Source organism: Bacillus sp. 007/AIA-02/001 (genome assembly GCF_004634455.1).
Lineage (GTDB): Bacteria > Bacillota > Bacilli > Bacillales > Bacillaceae_G > Bacillus_A > Bacillus_A cereus.
On sequence record NZ_SEIY01000017.1, the window covers coordinates 15,754 to 32,893 of the forward strand.

The window sequence follows — 17,140 nt, forward strand, 5'->3', positions numbered from 1 at the left end:
ACACATTCTAGCATATTTATGTTTTTAAAAGCAAAAAGAAGAGTTCCCAAAAAGGAAACTCTTCTTCCCTGTTAATATGTAAGGATTATTTAACCGCATCTTTTAACGCTTTACCAGGTTTGAATGCAGGTACTTTACTTGCAGCGATTTCAATCTCCTCACCTGTTTGTGGGTTACGACCTTTACGAGCCGCACGCTCACGAACTTCGAAGTTACCGAATCCGATCAGTTGTACTTTATCACCTTGTTTTAAAGCTTCTAAGATAGAATCAAAAACAGCGTCTACTGCTTTTGTTGCGTCCTTTTTAGAAAGGGAACTTGCTTCTGCAACAGCATTGATTAAATCTGTCTTGTTCATGCCATTCACCTCCTCCCAAAGATAAGACTGTATAATGATCATAAAATGAGTCTTACTTTCATTTGTAGGCAATTTTTGCAAATTCTATACTACAAAGATGTAGATAAATCATTATCAACGCCTATATTATACGATTCTCCTTTATAATTCAATATTTTTAAGGAAATTGTTACTCTGAAAATGTGAAAATCTGATGAAACTTGACAATTTACAACAATGTATTAGATAATGACTGTTTATTTTTCTATTTTATAATCAAAAAAAACAAAAAATCCCTCTACAATGAGAGGGATTTTTTCTTATAGTATAATCGCAATTAATCCGCCAGATCCTTCATTAATAATTCTTTCTAGCGTTTCTTTTAATTTATATCTAGCATTTTCTGGCATTAAAGATAATTTCGCCTGAATTCCTTCTCGAACAATCGAGCTAAGTGAACGTCCAAATATATCAGAATTCCAAATTGATAACGGGTCATCTTCAAAATCTTGCATTAAATAACGAACTAATTCTTCACTTTGCTTTTCAGTACCAATGATCGGCTCAAACGTTGACTCTACATCTACTTTAATCATATGAATAGATGGCGCTACCGCTTTTAACTTCACACCAAACCTTGAACCGTGACGAATAATTTCTGGCTCATCTAAGCTCATATCCGCTAATGCAGGCGCTGCTACACCATATCCTGTTTGCTTAACCATACGCAGTGCATCCGCCACTTGATCGTACTCTATTTTCGCATGAGATAAATCGAGCATAAGCTTTAATAAATGATCTTTCCCCCGAATTTCTACTCCTACTACTTCTTTTAAAATTTGATCATACAATTCATCTGGCGCATATAAATCAATCTCAGCCACACCTTGCCCCATATCAATGCCAGCTAGGCTCGCTCGATCAATAAATTCATATTGACTAAACTGCCAAACAACGCGATCCACATCACGAAGACGTTTTATATCCTTCACAGTTTCTTGAACTGCTTCTTGATAACTTTGACGCAACCAATGCCCTTCATTTAGCACCATTACCCAGCTCGGAAGGTTCACATTCACTTCTAATACAGGGAATTCAAATAGTGCTTCACGAAGTACATTATATACATCTGTTTCTCTTAAACTCTCCACACTCATTGCAATAACCGGGATATCATATTCTTCTGATAAACTTTGGCGTAATTGCTCTGTATCTGGATGATACGGCTGTACCGTATTAATTATCATAATGAAAGGTTTTCCTACTTCTTTCAACTCATTTACAACGCGTTCTTCTGCCTCTATATAATCTCTTCTTGGAATTTCACCAATTGTTCCATCTGTTGTAATTACAACACCAATTGTTGAATGTTCTTGAATTACTTTACGCGTGCCGATTTCTGCAGCTTCATGGAATGGAATAGGTTCTTCATACCAAGGGGTATTAATCATGCGTGGGCCATTCTCATCTTCATAGCCCTTCGCTCCAGGAACCGTATATCCAACACAATCTACTAATCGAATATTCACTTCAAGTCCTTCATCTACTTCGATAGAAACCGCTTGGTTTGGAACAAACTTCGGTTCCGTCGTCATAATTGTACGACCAGCAGCACTTTGAGGCAATTCATCCTGCGCTCTTTGACGGTCAGACTCATTCTCAATGTTTGGAATAACTACAAGTTCCATAAATTTTTTAATGAATGTTGATTTCCCTGTTCGAACAGCTCCTACAACTCCAAAATAAATATCACCGCCTGTTCGTTCTGCAATATCTTTAAAAATATCTACCTTTTCCAAGTGATTCCCTCCCTCAAAATTTTTGGGAATAATTCCGCGTTTATAGTCAACTAATACCTTCTCTAACGTTGCCTATAATATCTGATATAATATAATGGTATTCTAGAAGTTCGGACAATATATCATATAATTTTGTCCAATTTCATATGACTATTAAAAAATATCTTTTGTTTGCATCGTAAGTTGTATAACATAAAAAACCTTTCTTCTAGAACTTATTCACTAAAAGAAAGGTTCATGACTTATCATTTTAAAAAAATTGGTTCTCCATCCTTTACTGTGTACGGTAAAGAATAAGCTGGTACAAACGGGGAACCTTTCGAAAGTATATTTCGAATATCTTCTCCCTCCGTAAACTGCCCTTCATTTTTTTTCAAAGCGTCATATAAGTCGATTCTATAATCAACAAAAACTTCTCCTTTTTCATTAATTACAAAAGGAAGTCCTTTACCAGAATATGGACTTGTCACTTGTGGCACATCTTTATATCCTAGTTTTTTGAAATCCAATTCATATACACCATCTGAAATTACTTTTTTAAAAGGTGGATATTGATGTTCATCACGATACATCCTAAGCTTTAAAGATAGTTCCTGAATTTGTTCAGCCATCCTAACATCAATTAACTTTACTGTTGGATTTGTTTCAACGTCTATTAATACGTATTGATATACTCCTCCACTTTCATACGCATTCCCTGGCGCTTCTTGTATGTAACGCGGGGCAATCTGTTGAAAATCGATCGGATACTTTTGATAAATAGGTGTACTCATATCCCTCGTCTTAATTGGCAATATCCCATCATTTTGCTCCTTAAATGTCACAACAGCTTTTTGAACAACCTGTAGCTGATCTTCATAAGGAACCGCATTTTGCTTCATATTTTCTTTCGGATACAGACACCCCGTTAAAAGGCTCATACAACAAAATATTAAAATAATATGTAATTTTTTCACTAGCATCACCTTTTCATACTAATCTAATTTGCTCTGTATGTAGTATTTTCGAGACCATTCCATTTACTGCTGTACAGGTCCACTAAATACAACAAGAAAAATAACAATTCCTGACACAATCATAAGGGTGTACGCTACTAATGCTGTAATCCCTTTCAAAAATTTATTCTTTATTTTATGTCTACTTAATAAAATAAAACTTACTGCAAAAAACATAAATCCAATTGCCCCTAAAGCTAACCACATTTTCATAAGCCCTTCTGACATATACACACCCCTTTTTATCAATCTATTTTTATACTATTTTAACAAATTAAAATCTTTAAACAAATACAAAAAGAACATTTTACTACAAATTGCGAATATATAACTTTAATCAATAGGTTTTCCAGCATTTTTCACCAATCTAAGCAAAAATAAAACCGAAGCGATTGTACCTCTCGCTTCGGTTGACCAAATATGCCCAAAAACAGCTCTATTCCCATTCTTTCATGGCTATCATATGCAATCTACAAACTCTTTGTTTCTCATAATTTATTTTTTAAACATTTTGCTTAACGAGCCAAAATCTGTTGGCATATTATTATTAATAATCGCTTTTACAATTTGATCCTCTTGCTCTTTCGGCACTTCACGTCCCGCCATAAGAGCCACTTGATGAATTAATTGACGAAGTACAGTTTCATCACGTAAATTCGCATTTTGCACGGATGATGCTAATTTAAAAATATCCTCTTTATTTACTTTCGCTTCCTTCTCAATATTATTAAAAATATTATTATCCATTCTTTTCACCCTCTCCTCAAGTTACTCTTCATCCTATGCAAAAATGAAAAAATGGTGAAAAGACCCAAAAAATAAAAAAGCGACAGAAGTACAAATGTACTTCTGTCGCTTTTCTTTACAGTAAATCAGGTATAGCTTCCACTTCATGTTTTCGAACACGCCCCATCAATGAGCCTACCGCATCTTTTACGTTATTCCCATTGAACAGCACGTCATATAAAGCAGCTGTAATCGGCATTTCAACTTCCATTTTCTCTGCCAATTCATGAGCAGCTTTCGTTGTTCTTACACCTTCCACAACCATACCCATGCTTTCTAACACTTCTTCTAAAGAGTGTCCTTTTCCAAGCATATTTCCAGCGCGCCAATTTCGGCTATGAACACTTGTACACGTTACAATTAAGTCTCCCATACCAGTTAGACCAGCAAACGTTAACGGATTCCCGCCCATTTTTCTTCCTAAACGAGCAATCTCTGTTAAACCACGTGTCATCAATGCCGCCTTTGCATTATCACCTAATCCAAGACCATCAGTTATACCAGCAGCTAATGCGATAATATTTTTTAACGCACCACCAAGTTCAACTCCAACGATATCTGGATTTGTGTATACACGGAAATAACTATTCATAAATAAATCTTGTACTTCCTCAGCCGCTTCCATACGCTTTGCTGCAGACGTAACTGTTGTCGCTTGTCGTAAACCGACTTCTTCAGCATGACTCGGTCCAGACAGTACAACAACATCTTTAATTAAGTGCTCTGGAATTTCTTCCTCAATCACTTCCGAAATACGTTTTGACGTACCAGGTTCAATTCCTTTGCTCGCATGAATCCAAGTAATTGGTTCAGTAACAATTTCTTTCATCTCTTGTAATACATCTCTGTACGCTTTCGTTGGTACTACTAACAGTACTGTATTTACATCTACTAATGCTTCTTCTAAAGAAGAGTAGGCTACGATTGTGCTTGGCAATGTAATGCCTGGGAGATATCGACTATTCTCATGTTTCGTATTAATTTCATCCATAAGTTCTGGGCGATTTCCCCAAATACGTACATCATGTCCATTGTCAGCTAATACCATCGCTAACGCTGTTCCCCAGCTACCTGCTCCTACTACTGTGATTTTTGTCATAAAATCACATCCTCTCCATTAGTCTCTTGCTCTAGCGATAATGTGAATCGGCGTTCCTACGAAGCCAAATGATTCACGTAAGCGATTCTTCAAGAAACGCTCATATGAGAAGTGCAATAATTCTGGATCGTTTACAAACACAACAAATGTCGGTGGTTTTACCGCAACTTGTGTTGCATAGAAAATTTTCAGACGGCTACCATTATGAGTTGGCGTCGGATTCATCGCTACCGCATCCATAATTACATCGTTTAATACGTTCGTTTGAATACGGATACTATGACTTTCATTTACCTCATCGATAACCGGTATTAATGTTTGTGTACGTTTTCTTGTTTTTGCAGATAAGAAAACAATTGGTGCGTATTCTAAGAATTGGAAATGAGCACGGATATTTTCTTCAAATGCTTTCATTGTTTTTTCGTCTTTTTTCACTGCATCCCATTTATTTACAACGATAACAACAGCTCGCCCTGAATCATGAGCATATCCAGCGATTTTTTTATCTTGCTCAATAATTCCTTCTTCACCATCTAAAACGACTAAAACAACGTCAGAACGTTCAATCGCTCTTAGCGCACGAAGTACACTATATTTTTCTGTACTTTCATACACTTTTCCTTTTTTACGCATACCAGCTGTATCAATAATTACATAATCTTTTCCATCTTTACTATATGGTGTATCGACAGCATCACGAGTTGTTCCTGCTACATTACTAACAATTACACGCTCTTGACCAAGAAGAGCATTTACAAGTGATGATTTTCCTACGTTTGGACGTCCAATTAAAGAGAAACGAATTGTGTCTTCATCATATCCGTCTTCTTCAATCTTTGGAAAATGTTGTGCAGCTTCGTCTAGTAAGTCACCTAACCCTAATCCGTGTGTACCTGAAATTGGGAATGGTTCGCCAAATCCTAATGCATAAAAGTCATAAATGTCACTGCGCATTTCCGGATTGTCCACTTTATTTACTGCAAGTACAACCGGTTTATTTGAACGATATAAAATTTTTGCAACTTCTTCATCAGCTGCTGTTACACCGTCACGACCGTTTGTCATAAAAATGATAACATCCGCTTCATCAATTGCTACTTCAGCTTGTTGACGAATTTGTGTCAAAAACGGCTCGTCTCCAATATCAATTCCGCCCGTATCAATAATGTTAAATTCATGATTTAACCATTCTCCAGCGCTATAAATACGATCGCGCGTTACACCTGGAATATCTTCTACGATTGAAACTCTTTCTCCAACAATTCTATTGAAAATAGTAGATTTCCCTACGTTCGGGCGACCTACTATCGCTATTACTGGTTTCGGCATATACTTTCATCCTTTCAACTTGCTTCTGTTTATTATGTAAAAAACCCTTCTTTGTGCAAGAAGGGATTTGCATTCCAGAATATTTCTCAACGTATCAAAACACCTCACATTATAACACACGTTGCTAATGTTTCACAATAATATATACATTCTCTTGTAAGCGATGTGCAATACCATCTAAAATTGCCTCTAAATTATTTGCAACAAATTCTAGTTCCTCTGTCGATTCGCAAACGAATAAAGGAGCACCACCTGCAAATTTTTCTGGAGTCGTTGTTATAACTGCCAGAATAACACTTTCTAACATCATCTCTTATCTCCCCTTCCTTTCGGGGCTTCCGATGACATATGGACAGCACTTTCTAACGTTGGTACATTTCCTATGACACCTATCGCTTTCTCTGCATCTTGATCTTGCGGCAGGACAAAAATCCCAACCCTGCCATCCTCTAAATCACGCTTTGCTAACGGTACAAGCGCTGGTGTACCAGAATCTCTATAAATCCCTAACGCTACTGAAACATCGTGTAAAATAGCTTGTCGTTGCCCTAAATTTGAGATTGTAACCATCGCATCAATTGATTTCGGCTTTAAAATAAAACCCATACCATATTTCATAATTTCTTCTTGTCTTGCTGGCAATCCAATATTCATAATGTAAATATTGTCAATATAAAGCCCTGCTCCTTCAAAACGAAGCGGAACGTGCTCAATTTCAACAAGATCATGTAGCCTTTTACCAGACATTAATTTTTTCGCAATAAAAAATGCGATTATAGCCATAATTACTCCTGCAATCCATGAACGGAATCCTATATACGCAAACGTCGTTGCAAACGACGTTAACATTGCCAAATAGTTGCGACTTTCAAAAACCAATGCAATTCCTTCAATGTATGTATTTCCACGCGGTACGAGCTCATACCCATCTAATTGTTGAAGCGTATTTCTTTCCATATTACGTACATCACGAAATTGTGTCGCTGCTAATGTAAGAAATGTAATGGCAGAAAAATCTTTTTTCAAAATAGACGGGATTGCAATCGCTCCTAAAGCAGCTGCAATTAACCCCATTGCAATATGAATAATTTTCCCATGTAGCCTCGTCGGATATTGCCGTGTATCCGTCCGAAGCATTAGCACCCTTGTAACTGTCCCCGCTATTACGCCGCATAAAATGGCTGGTGTATATTCAGTCATGTATTACCCTCGCCTTTCTTTTACGTGTTTTTCTCTTAAACCGTTCCATGTATACTGATGCTTTTGCAATCCAAAACAATATTGCCATGAATAATGTAGAAATGGCGACGATATCAAAAAATGCTAAACTACCGTAATCATATGGAAAATTCAATTTCCTAAAAATAAATGTCACTAGCAGCTCTCCTTGTAACATCCCTACATATAGAGAACATAATCGTAATATGCGATCTCCATGCAATAACACCGATGCATACACAAGACCACTACTTAGCAGAAACACTCTATCCACCACAATCCAAATCGGATCATATATTTCTAACAGATGAAAACTTGTATATAACATTGCAATAATAAGCGCCGAAAGTAAGCTATATAATTTTTTCCAGACAGAATATAGCGTGATCCCTATAAAAGAAATAATACAAAGTAAAAGAGCATTTACTGATACCACGAATGAGGCGATCGTTACATGTAACGGAGAGCAAATTATAAAAATCAGTATACAAGCGCCTAACTTCCACCGAATAAGGTCCTTTTTCATAAAAAAGGTTACAATGATCCACCCTATCCAAGCTACAAAATAAAAAGTACTTCCATCCATCAACTTCACCTCCTATGTTTTCCATTATGGGAACTTTTTATGAAAGTTAATCCACTTTATTTACGCATAGTTTTTTCTTATAACAGCAACACTTTTAACAAGGAGGTGTTATTCATTATGGGTAAAGATCGCCAAGAACGAAAACTACGAGAATCACGCCGCGTTGAATCCGATCGTGATCAATCACTACAATATCCAGGTGCAACTGGACTTGATACACCAGAACAGGCTCGAAAACAAAACCAGCACTAATTAATGCAAAAAGACGGTTTCGATATTGTACGAAACCGTCTTTTACATAATCAGTTTAATGTTTTCTATTTATATTGAAATAACATTTCACACACTATATCCTCCCACTACTTCTTTTTATCTTCACCTATTCCTATTAAAAATTAAGTTCTCTCCAGTAATTCGACAACACACCATCTACATTTTTCAACCCTTTTTCAATTGAAATTTTTACGAAATGATATTTTTATATAATACTAATTCCTTTCTCCACTTTATATTACGAAAAAGAATAGAACAAAAAAAAAATCAACCGAACGGTTGATTTTTTATCTCCTACTATAATGCGCAGTATCAATACCACGCTGCATTAACCAATGATACGTTTCACCCTTTACAACAAGAGGTACAGATTGCAACTCTTCTATCGTTTTCGCACCAAGAGCTGTCATTATAAATTTCAAATCTGTATGTAGAAGCTCAATTTCATCCACTAACTTCTCGATACCATCTTGCATTAAAATACGTAAAAAGTAACCAGCAAACGCAGTTGTATTCGCCCCTAATGCGATCGCTTTCGCTACGTCAAGCGCTGTTTGTATGCCCCCAGATGCAATAAAAGAGAGGTTATTATTTGTAGAGGTTGCTTCAATAATCGAGGTTGCTGTTTGTATGCCCCAGTTATTAAAATAAGAAAGCATTCGCTGTCTTCTTTCATTTTCAACAGCAGCAAAATTCGTACCACCTTGCCCACCAATATCAATTGCTGTTACACCTACGTTCGCTAACTGCTGCACTGTTTCCTTACTCATCCCAAATCCAACTTCTTTTACAATGATAGGAACTTTACTATTTAAAACAATTTTCTCAATGCGCTGAAGTACTCCAGTAAAATCACGGTCTCCTTCTGGCATCGTTAACTCTTGTATGACATTTAAATGAATTTGCAATGCATTCGCTTCAATCATATCAACGGCACGCTCTGCCTGTTCGATAGTTGCCTCACTACCTAAATTAGCAAAGAAAATACCATTTGGATTTACCTTTCTGATCACCTTATAAGAAGCAGCTTCACTTTCATCTTTTAACGCCGCCATTTGCGAACCTACAGCCATAGCAAGGTTATGATGTTTCGCTACATATGCTAATTGCTCATTAATATGTAACGTTTTCTCTCCTCCACCACCAGTCATCGCATTGATAAAAATCGGCGAACTTAGTGAAAGTTCGCCGATTTTTGTTTCACATGTTATTGTGTCATAATTTGAATTTGGCAAGCTTTGATGCACAAAATCAATATCATGAAAGCCATGCGTACGAGACTGACCAGTAGAAAGAGCGTATTCAATATGATCTAATTTACGTTTTGCCCTTACCACTTGTACCCCTCATTATTTCTTTAATTTTTTCAGTTGTTCACCAATAATATCACTTAATTGGAAAGTAGCAGAATCAGCATTTGGCTCATACTGACTATAATCTTCAGTTACATTATTTTCCTCAAGCGCTTCTTTTATACTTAAAGAAATACGTTTCTCTGCTACGTGAACTTCAAGTACTTTCACTTTTACTTCTTGTCCCATTTCCAATACTTCATTCGGATTTTTCACGTGACGATTTGCAATTTGAGATACGTGTACAAGTCCTTCAACGCCCGGTAAAATCTCAACGAATGCACCAAATGTAACAAGGCGTTTTACTACTCCCTCACGAATATCTCCAGCTTTTATTTCGCCAGCAACGTTTTCCCAAGGTCCTGGTTGAGCTGCTTTAATTGATAAAGAAATACGTTGTGTATCAGCATCAACAGATAACACCTTTACCTTAACCTTTTGACCTTGCTCTAACACTTCAGAAGGTTGCTCTACACGTTCATGTGAAATTTGTGAAATGTGAACTAAACCGTCCACTCCACCAACATTAACGAATGCTCCAAAGTCAGTTAATCGTTGTACTGTTCCTTCAACAACGTCCCCTTCTTTTAATGAAGAAATTGCTTCTTTTTTCTTAGAATCTAGTTCTAATTCTACTACCGCTTTATGCGAAAGGATTACACGATTTTTTTCACGGTCTAATTCAACAATTTTCACCGCTAATGTTTTACCTTTATAGTCAGTAAAGTCTTCTACATAATGTACTTCTACAAGTGAAGCTGGAATAAAACCGCGAACACCAAGGTCCACAACTAATCCGCCATTCACAATATCTTTTACAGTAACATCAAATACATGACCAGAAGTAAATTTCTCTTGTAGTTCTACCCATGCTTTTTCTGCATCAACAGCACGTTTAGATAAGACAAGATCATCTTCTTCTAATTTAATAATTTTCAACTCTAGTGTTTGATCTAATTCTACAACATCGCTTGCTTTTTCAATATGAACGTTAGCTAATTCACTAATTGGAATTACGCCATCTGTTTTGTATCCAACATTTACAAGCACTTGTTTCTCTTCAACCTTCGTTACAGAACCTGTAACAACGTCACCAACTTGTAATTCTTTTGAATCCATAACTTCTTCATTCATTTTCTCTACCATGGAAATACCTCCCTACAGAATTGACAAAGCATTTTTTATGTATATACGAAATGAAAACAAAGTTTTCATTTGCATGTTTAAGAATTTCTCATCACATACTCTTTTTCAATAACATTCACAAGAAAATATATTAAACCTATATAAATAGTATACAGCAAAACCAGCTTGAAAAAAGTATGTTTTGAAATATAATAGCGAATATATTCTGACAGTTTTATTCCTCTTTAACTAACTTCTTACAAATCAGCTCATTTGTCAAGGAAAGAGACTCACAATTCACGTATCCTTTACATTTCTATTTAAACAAAAAAAGAAAGAGGATTATCCCCTTTCTTTATTTCGCAAACACTCCAGAAACAATGCTCATAATTTTTTGGACAACTTCTTCAATTGATAAAGAAGTCGTATCTAATTCCAATGCATCATCAGCCTTTTTTAGTGGAGAAACTTCGCGTTCTGAATCTAATTTATCACGCTGAGCAATTTCTTCTTTTAGCTGCTCTAAATTAGAATCGAAACCTTTATTTAAATTTTCTAAATGCCTTCTTTCCGCTCTTTCTTCAACAGAAGCAAGCATAAAGATTTTCACTTCAGCATCCGGTAATACATGTGTACCAATATCACGGCCGTCCATTACAACGCCGCCTTTTTTCGCTAACTCTTGCTGACGACGTACCATTTCTTCACGAACAAGGCGATGTTTCGCTACAATAGATACTCGATTCGTCACATCAGGTGTACGAATTACTTCAGAAACATCTTGTCCATTTAAAAATACAAGCTGTGTATTTTCTCCTTGCTGAAACTCAATATTTACATTCTTTACAACTTCCATTAACTGCTCTTCATTTTCAATGTCTACTTTTTGTTGAAGGGCTGCATATGTAAGCGTACGGTACATTGCGCCTGTATCAATATAAACATAAGAAAGTTCCTTCGCAACAACTTTTGCCACTGTACTTTTCCCTGCAGCTGCTGGACCATCTATAGCAATTGAAATTCGTTTATCCATTGTAACACCTCATTTTTTCACTTATAAAACAAAACGAAAAGCAGGTGTTCACCCTGCTTCTTCTCATTTGCTTCGCGTCATTAAATCCTCAATTATTGTAGCATAATCCTTCATAGAAGAAAATGAAAACTACCGATTCACCTGCAAGATTTCCACTTTGTTTTTTACCATAACACCCTCATAATAAACAATTTTAGATAAATATTTCACTGATGACTTATGTATAAATAACAATTGTACAACAGAAAGACAAATGAATTGTATTATTAATATACGAATAAAAATTCTCTCCATCTTTTTCACCGTAATTTCTCCCTCCTATACTATATTTGCACATTTCGTTTCGTAATTTTATACATCGTACATATAGCAGTTAATTTTATTGTCATTTTCGAGGCATACTTTTATACATTTCCATTGTCGAATTTACTCAAAACATGTTATGTTCTAAATGTATTTTTTTACTTGAAAGGGGTATAAGCATTGAAAAGAATCCTAGTTTTACACACAGGTGGAACAATTGCAATGGAGGAAGATAAAGAAACTGGGGTCGTACAACCAGGTAAAAAAAATCCTCTTTTAAAATTCATTCCTGATTTAGAAGGCGATGTTGATTTAATCGTTGAAGATGTGTTCCATCTACCATCTCCTCATATGACACCGAGCGAAATGTTACAATTACAAGTCATCATTGATGAAAGTGTAAAACAAGACAACATTCATGGCGTAGTTATTACGCATGGTACGGATACATTAGAAGAAACAGCTTATTTCTTAGATTTAACAGTACAAGCAACTATTCCGATCGTAGTGACAGGTGCAATGCGCTCTAGCAATGAGTTAGGTGCTGATGGTCTATATAACTTCTTATCAGCTGTAAAAGTTGCTAGTTGTGATGAAGCTGCAGAAAAAGGTGTTTTAGTCGTATTAAACGACGAAATTCATTGCGCTACAAATGTAACGAAAACACATACAAGTAATGTCGCAACATTCCAAAGTCCACAATACGGACCAATTGGAATGGTAACAAAACGCGGCGTTGTCTTCCATCACGCTTTAGTACATCGCGAATCATATACGATAAATAAAGTGTCTAAAAATGTAGTTGTTCTAAAAGCATATGCTGGCATGGATGATACATTATTAGCAGCAATCGAAAATCTTCCTGTAGACGGCATTGTTATCGAAGCTCTTGGACAAGGTAATCTCCCTCCAAGAACACTACCTAGCCTAGAAAGATTATTAAATAAAGGTATTCCTGTCGTATTAGTTTCTCGCTGTTTCAACGGTATCGTTCAAGACGTATATTCGTATGAAGGTGGCGGTAAACACTTAAAAGATATGGGCATTGTATTCACATACGGCTTAAATGCACAAAAAGCACGCATTAAATTACTTGTTGCATTAGAGAATACAAATTCTCATGAATCCATTCAAAATATGTTTATGCACGAATAAAAAGGAGCTGTCGAGATTTTCCCGACAGCTCCTTTTTATTTTTCTCTTGATGCAATGGTTTGCGCAATCGCATCTCCATGAAATCTACCGTTCTCGATAAATATTTCATTTGCATTATTTCCAGCAGCAATGACACCTGCAATGAAAATATTTTCAGCATTCGTTTCCATTCTATCCTCTGTATAAATTGGACGTCCTGTTTCTTCATCAATCTGAACACCCATCTTCGTTAAGAAGCTATGATCAGGATGATAACCAGTCATCGCAAATACAAAATCGTTTTTGATTGTAAAAGCTTCACCATCAACTGTAAACGTTAATGTATGCTCAGTAATCTCTTTCACATGAGCTCCAAAATGCATTTGAATTGTACCGTTTCGTACTAACGCCTCAAATTCCGGCAAAATCCAAGGCTTTATGCTTGGTGAATACTCACTTCCACGATACAGTACCGTTACACGTGCACCAGATTTAACAAGTTCTAACGCGGCATCTACACTCGAGTTTTTCCCACCTATAACTACTACATCTCGATCAAAATAAGGATGCCCCTCTTTAAAATAGTGAGCTACTTTCTTCAATTCCTCACCTGGAACATTCATATAATTTGGATTATCATAATATCCAGTTGCTACAACAATATATTTCCCTATATACATTTCCTTACTTCCGTCACGCTTTGTCGTCTCAACCTGAAAAACTTCTCCATCTTTTTGAACTTTCTCCACTCGCTCAAAAGCATTTACACGTACAGATTTACGTTTTACTACTTCACGATAATACGCAAGCGCTTGATTTCGAAATGGCTTACGATTTTCTGTAATAAAAGCTACATCACCAATTTCTAATTTTTCACTAGAAGAGAAAAATGTTTGATGAGTTGGATAATTATAAATGGCATTTACAATGTTTCCTTTTTCAATTACTAACGGATTTATCCCTACCTTTTGCAACGAAATTGCAGCCGCTAATCCGCACGGACCGCCTCCGATTATAATAACTGTTTCTTTCTGCATACTCGTCCACTCCTAGTCTTCTACCAATGCACTATTTATAAAAACAAGAAAAAACCTACTTACAGCAGTAGGCACCTATCTTTATTGTATTCATTTTTCATATATTTGTCATCTAAACGAAACGTACATCCGATAGACATCTGCTAAAAACTGCTGAAATTTAATACCTTGTTTCCCTAATACATTCTCAGGATCAATCTTTCTAGCTGGATCAAGCGTTTTATGTGACACGATATCTTTTTTCGGATTTAAGCCAAAGTTTTGGCATAAATACGCATGATACCATGTAAAACGATTATACGCTTCCCAAAAGTTAACATCACCACCATAACAAAGTTCCACTCCAACGGCCGCCTTATTCGCGTCATAGCCATATAAGTCATTATCCGTCGGCACACCATATCGAACATGATACGCAACTTCATTTATAGGAATAATCTCCAATATTGTTTTATCATCTATAAATGTATGTGCCGAAGCTTTCGGTTGTAATTCATTAAAGTAATCTCGATTGCCTATCGCATTGCTTCCAGGATTCCCCGTATCATGGCTTACGATAAATCTCACTTTAGTCAGAGGAATCCCCGGTCGTGAACTTCCATATCCAATATAATTGCGCTCTATAGGAAACATCGCCATTGCTACCAACTCCCGCTCTAGAAGATTACCTTACTTCCTTATATATGTATTCGGTAGCAATGTCCTTATCGCATATTTCTTACGCGAAGAGAAAATCGAAAATATTTGAAGTGAACACCATAAACAACAAGATACTTACAGCCACTCCATAAAAACCGTAAAACCAAACACAATCTTCTTTCGTATCTAAACCGAAAAATTTATTTACCGATTGTAATAATGTGCCACGCTTGCTTTGTTTGTTTCGTAATACTTCCACTCGCTCTACAACATCTGCTGGCATCATAAATCTTTGGTCTACTGTCATTTTCATCATTTATCTCTCCTTAAAATCATTTCCGTTTTGTTTATCTAAGGAGAGTATAGCACGTTTGTTCGCATAGAACAAGCGTTCTTTTTTATTTTTATTTTTATTTTATTTTTCAGCAAGCCAAGTAAAAATTGAGATTACAACGGCAATAATCGGCCCTACTACAACCACACCAAATATCAGAAACAGTAGCCCTTCCCCGAACATCCGAACGGTACTTATTTTGCGAGCTTTCATCGTTCTTGCGAGTTCTCCCTCTAACCTATTAACCTTTTCTTCTAATTGTTCTACTCGTTCCAGCATTTCATTCTCCATATACAACACCTCATTTAATACTTCAACAAAAAAACGTGATTCCCTCGAAAGGAAATCACGTTTTCTCAAGATATAATATTTTATACCCAACCTCTGAAGCGGCTTGCTTCAGCCATTTTACGAACACCAACCATGTACGCCGCTAAGCGCATGTTCACTTTACGAACTTGTGCTGTTTCATAAATAGAATCAAATGATCTTACCATTACTTTTTCTAAACGTTGTTCTACTTCTTCTTCAGTCCAGTAGTAACCTTGGTTATTTTGTACCCACTCAAAGTAAGATACTGTTACACCACCAGCACTTGCTAACACGTCTGGAACAAGTAAAATTCCGCGATCTGTTAAAATTTTAGTCGCTTCTAATGTTGTTGGACCATTTGCTGCTTCAACAACGATTTTCGCTTTAATATCATTAGCATTTTCTTCTGTAATTTGGTTCTCAATTGCAGCTGGAACTAAAATATCGCAATCAAGTTCTAACAATTCTTTGTTTGAAATTGTATTGTTAAATAGCTTTGTTACTGTACCGAAGCTATCACGACGGTCTAATAAATAATCAATATCTAATCCATTTGGATCATGTAACGCGCCGTAAGCATCTGAGATTGCAATAACTTTCGCACCTGCATCATGCATAAATTTAGCTAAGAAGCTACCAGCATTACCGAATCCTTGAACAACAACGCGTGCACCCTTAATATCAATGCCACGTTTTTTCGCAGCTTCGCGAATACAAATTGTTACACCTTTCGCTGTTGCTGTTTCACGTCCATGTGATCCACCTAATACAAGCGGTTTACCTGTAATAAATCCTGGTGAATTAAATTCATCAATACGGCTATACTCATCCATCATCCATGCCATAATTTGAGAGTTTGTGAATACATCTGGAGCTGGAATATCTTTCGTCGGTCCTACGATTTGGCTAATTGCTCGTACATAACCGCGGCTTAATCTTTCTAACTCACGGAATGACATTTCACGTGGATCACAAATAATTCCACCCTTACCTCCACCATATGGTAAATCAACAATACCACATTTTAAACTCATCCAGATTGAAAGTGCTTTCACTTCATTTTCTGTTACATTCGGATGGAAGCGAATTCCACCTTTCGTTGGACCAACAGCATCATTATGTTGTGCACGATATCCTGTAAATATTTTAACAGTCCCGTCATCCATACGAACTGGTATTTTCACTGTCATCATACGAATTGGTTCTTTTAATAATTCATATACTTCGTTTGGATAACCCAATTTTTCTAACGCTTCACTAATAACAATTTGTGTTGAATTCAATAGTTCAAAATGTTGTTCCCTTTGTTGTTGTGTTTTTGTTTGAGTTCCCTTTTCGGCTACCATAGTAAGTAAACCCCCTGTAATTTCACTTGTTTAGTAAACCTTCATTGCCTAGTATACACCCTTAAATTTGGAATGCAATAGAAAACGCTAACAAATATATACA

At 36.3% G+C, this 17,140-nt stretch carries 21 protein-coding genes; 2 read left to right on the forward strand and 19 right to left on the reverse strand.

What is annotated here, in order from left to right; all coding sequences use genetic code 11:
• Nucleotides 1-85 precede the first annotated feature (85 nt).
• The 10 genes from ES895_RS23760 to ES895_RS23805 all read right to left on the reverse strand — a co-directional run bounded on the left by ES895_RS23760 (nucleotide 86) and on the right by ES895_RS23805 (nucleotide 8,149).
• Nucleotides 86-358, reverse strand: a complete 273-nt coding sequence (locus tag ES895_RS23760; protein WP_001043860.1) for an HU family DNA-binding protein — start codon at nucleotides 356-358, stop codon at nucleotides 86-88.
• A 299-nt stretch (nucleotides 359-657) separates the two neighbouring features.
• Entirely contained in the window at nucleotides 658-2,136 is a 1,479-nt protein-coding gene (gene spoIVA, locus ES895_RS23765; protein ID WP_000416519.1) for a stage IV sporulation protein A, read from the reverse strand.
• Between the two features lie 245 nt (nucleotides 2,137-2,381).
• Nucleotides 2,382-3,092: a hypothetical protein gene (locus ES895_RS23770; RefSeq protein ID WP_000733112.1), complete on the reverse strand. Its 711-nt coding sequence runs from the start codon at nucleotides 3,090-3,092 to the stop codon at nucleotides 2,382-2,384.
• Between the two features lie 63 nt (nucleotides 3,093-3,155).
• Nucleotides 3,156-3,359: a DUF2768 domain-containing protein gene (locus ES895_RS23775; protein ID WP_001289004.1), complete on the reverse strand. Its 204-nt coding sequence runs from the start codon at nucleotides 3,357-3,359 to the stop codon at nucleotides 3,156-3,158.
• Nucleotides 3,360-3,626: 267 nt separating this feature from the next.
• On the reverse strand, nucleotides 3,627-3,878 hold the full coding sequence (locus tag ES895_RS23780; protein WP_000369754.1) for a stage VI sporulation protein F: 252 nt from the start codon (nucleotides 3,876-3,878) through the stop codon (nucleotides 3,627-3,629).
• A 115-nt stretch (nucleotides 3,879-3,993) separates the two neighbouring features.
• On the reverse strand, nucleotides 3,994-5,016 hold the full coding sequence (locus ES895_RS23785) for an NAD(P)H-dependent glycerol-3-phosphate dehydrogenase (RefSeq protein ID WP_000161763.1): 1,023 nt from the start codon (nucleotides 5,014-5,016) through the stop codon (nucleotides 3,994-3,996).
• Nucleotides 5,017-5,034: 18 nt separating this feature from the next.
• Nucleotides 5,035-6,345 carry a ribosome biogenesis GTPase Der gene (gene der / locus ES895_RS23790; RefSeq protein WP_001125893.1) on the reverse strand — a complete coding sequence of 437 codons (1,311 nt, stop codon included), beginning with the start codon at nucleotides 6,343-6,345 and terminating at the stop codon, nucleotides 5,035-5,037.
• 124 nt (nucleotides 6,346-6,469) lie between these two features.
• A complete protein-coding gene (locus ES895_RS23795; RefSeq protein WP_000979059.1) occupies nucleotides 6,470-6,655 on the reverse strand; it encodes a capping complex subunit for YIEGIA in 186 nt (61 codons plus the stop codon).
• Entirely contained in the window at nucleotides 6,652-7,545 is an 894-nt protein-coding gene (locus ES895_RS23800; RefSeq protein WP_000141596.1) for a YIEGIA family protein, read from the reverse strand. Before ES895_RS23800 ends, ES895_RS23795 begins: the two co-directional genes overlap by 4 nt.
• Nucleotides 7,538-8,149, reverse strand: a complete 612-nt coding sequence (locus ES895_RS23805) for a YphA family membrane protein (protein ID WP_000349098.1) — start codon at nucleotides 8,147-8,149, stop codon at nucleotides 7,538-7,540. The genes ES895_RS23800 and ES895_RS23805 overlap by 8 nt, the downstream gene beginning before the upstream one ends.
• A 117-nt stretch (nucleotides 8,150-8,266) precedes the next feature.
• Between ES895_RS23805 and ES895_RS23810 the strand changes: the two genes are divergently transcribed.
• On the forward strand, nucleotides 8,267-8,401 hold the full coding sequence (locus tag ES895_RS23810) for a YpzI family protein (protein ID WP_000513900.1): 135 nt from the start codon (nucleotides 8,267-8,269) through the stop codon (nucleotides 8,399-8,401).
• 308 nt (nucleotides 8,402-8,709) lie between these two features.
• Here ES895_RS23810 and ES895_RS23815 read toward each other — a convergent pair whose 3' ends face one another.
• From ES895_RS23815 to ES895_RS29475, 4 genes are all read right to left on the reverse strand, one after another.
• Entirely contained in the window at nucleotides 8,710-9,759 is a 1,050-nt protein-coding gene (locus tag ES895_RS23815; protein WP_000251037.1) for a type 2 isopentenyl-diphosphate Delta-isomerase, read from the reverse strand.
• 12 nt (nucleotides 9,760-9,771) lie between these two features.
• Nucleotides 9,772-10,920, reverse strand: coding sequence for a 30S ribosomal protein S1 (gene rpsA, locus ES895_RS23820; RefSeq protein WP_000229559.1), 1,149 nt, complete (start codon nucleotides 10,918-10,920; stop codon nucleotides 9,772-9,774).
• A 334-nt stretch (nucleotides 10,921-11,254) separates the two neighbouring features.
• Nucleotides 11,255-11,932: a (d)CMP kinase gene (gene cmk / locus ES895_RS23825; RefSeq protein WP_000361257.1), complete on the reverse strand. Its 678-nt coding sequence runs from the start codon at nucleotides 11,930-11,932 to the stop codon at nucleotides 11,255-11,257.
• A gap of 129 nt (nucleotides 11,933-12,061) precedes the next feature.
• Complete coding sequence (locus ES895_RS29475) at nucleotides 12,062-12,235, reverse strand: YpfB family protein (protein ID WP_000738057.1); 174 nt, start codon at nucleotides 12,233-12,235, stop codon at nucleotides 12,062-12,064.
• A gap of 180 nt (nucleotides 12,236-12,415) precedes the next feature.
• On the opposite strand from ES895_RS29475, the gene ansA reads away from it, so the two are divergent.
• The gene (gene ansA / locus ES895_RS23830; protein ID WP_000822028.1) at nucleotides 12,416-13,390 is read left to right on the forward strand and encodes an asparaginase; all 975 of its coding nucleotides are present in this window, start codon (nucleotides 12,416-12,418) and stop codon (nucleotides 13,388-13,390) included.
• Nucleotides 13,391-13,425: 35 nt separating this feature from the next.
• Here ansA and ES895_RS23835 read toward each other — a convergent pair whose 3' ends face one another.
• The 5 genes from ES895_RS23835 to gudB form a co-directional block, all read right to left on the reverse strand.
• The gene (locus tag ES895_RS23835) at nucleotides 13,426-14,406 is read right to left on the reverse strand and encodes a YpdA family putative bacillithiol disulfide reductase (protein ID WP_001168510.1); all 981 of its coding nucleotides are present in this window, start codon (nucleotides 14,404-14,406) and stop codon (nucleotides 13,426-13,428) included.
• Between the two features lie 108 nt (nucleotides 14,407-14,514).
• Nucleotides 14,515-15,045 (reverse strand): peptidoglycan recognition protein family protein, encoded by a 531-nt coding sequence (locus ES895_RS23840; protein WP_135238704.1) that lies wholly within the window; start codon nucleotides 15,043-15,045, stop codon nucleotides 14,515-14,517.
• A gap of 79 nt (nucleotides 15,046-15,124) precedes the next feature.
• Nucleotides 15,125-15,361, reverse strand: a complete 237-nt coding sequence (locus ES895_RS23845; RefSeq protein ID WP_001983018.1) for a DUF3961 domain-containing protein — start codon at nucleotides 15,359-15,361, stop codon at nucleotides 15,125-15,127.
• A gap of 99 nt (nucleotides 15,362-15,460) precedes the next feature.
• Nucleotides 15,461-15,670 carry a hypothetical protein gene (locus ES895_RS23850; protein WP_000426768.1) on the reverse strand — a complete coding sequence of 70 codons (210 nt, stop codon included), beginning with the start codon at nucleotides 15,668-15,670 and terminating at the stop codon, nucleotides 15,461-15,463.
• 80 nt (nucleotides 15,671-15,750) lie between these two features.
• Nucleotides 15,751-17,037: an NAD-specific glutamate dehydrogenase gene (gudB, locus tag ES895_RS23855; RefSeq protein ID WP_000225173.1), complete on the reverse strand. Its 1,287-nt coding sequence runs from the start codon at nucleotides 17,035-17,037 to the stop codon at nucleotides 15,751-15,753.
• Nucleotides 17,038-17,140: the final 103 nt, after the last annotated feature.

What these genes read in the sequence shown, in the direction of transcription:
- rpsA (WP_000229559.1), bottom strand. Translation starts at nt 10,920, where the DNA reads ATGGTAGAGAAAATGAATGAAGAAGTTATGGATTCAAAAGAATTACAA.
- ES895_RS23805 (WP_000349098.1), bottom strand. Translation starts at nt 8,149, where the DNA reads ATGGATGGAAGTACTTTTTATTTTGTAGCTTGGATAGGGTGGATCATT.
- gudB (WP_000225173.1), bottom strand. Translation starts at nt 17,037, where the DNA reads ATGGTAGCCGAAAAGGGAACTCAAACAAAAACACAACAACAAAGGGAA.
- ES895_RS23845 (WP_001983018.1), bottom strand. Translation starts at nt 15,361, where the DNA reads ATGATGAAAATGACAGTAGACCAAAGATTTATGATGCCAGCAGATGTT.
- ES895_RS23780 (WP_000369754.1), bottom strand. Translation starts at nt 3,878, where the DNA reads ATGGATAATAATATTTTTAATAATATTGAGAAGGAAGCGAAAGTAAAT.
- ES895_RS23840 (WP_135238704.1), bottom strand. Translation starts at nt 15,045, where the DNA reads ATGGCGATGTTTCCTATAGAGCGCAATTATATTGGATATGGAAGTTCA.
- ES895_RS23800 (WP_000141596.1), bottom strand. Translation starts at nt 7,545, where the DNA reads ATGACTGAATATACACCAGCCATTTTATGCGGCGTAATAGCGGGGACA.
- ES895_RS23785 (WP_000161763.1), bottom strand. Translation starts at nt 5,016, where the DNA reads ATGACAAAAATCACAGTAGTAGGAGCAGGTAGCTGGGGAACAGCGTTA.
- ES895_RS23850 (WP_000426768.1), bottom strand. Translation starts at nt 15,670, where the DNA reads ATGGAGAATGAAATGCTGGAACGAGTAGAACAATTAGAAGAAAAGGTT.
- ES895_RS23835 (WP_001168510.1), bottom strand. Translation starts at nt 14,406, where the DNA reads ATGCAGAAAGAAACAGTTATTATAATCGGAGGCGGTCCGTGCGGATTA.
- ES895_RS23775 (WP_001289004.1), bottom strand. Translation starts at nt 3,359, where the DNA reads ATGTCAGAAGGGCTTATGAAAATGTGGTTAGCTTTAGGGGCAATTGGA.
- ES895_RS23760 (WP_001043860.1), bottom strand. Translation starts at nt 358, where the DNA reads ATGAACAAGACAGATTTAATCAATGCTGTTGCAGAAGCAAGTTCCCTT.
- cmk (WP_000361257.1), bottom strand. Translation starts at nt 11,932, where the DNA reads ATGGATAAACGAATTTCAATTGCTATAGATGGTCCAGCAGCTGCAGGG.
- ES895_RS23795 (WP_000979059.1), bottom strand. Translation starts at nt 6,655, where the DNA reads ATGATGTTAGAAAGTGTTATTCTGGCAGTTATAACAACGACTCCAGAA.
- ES895_RS23810 (WP_000513900.1), top strand. Translation starts at nt 8,267, where the DNA reads ATGGGTAAAGATCGCCAAGAACGAAAACTACGAGAATCACGCCGCGTT.
- der (WP_001125893.1), bottom strand. Translation starts at nt 6,345, where the DNA reads ATGCCGAAACCAGTAATAGCGATAGTAGGTCGCCCGAACGTAGGGAAA.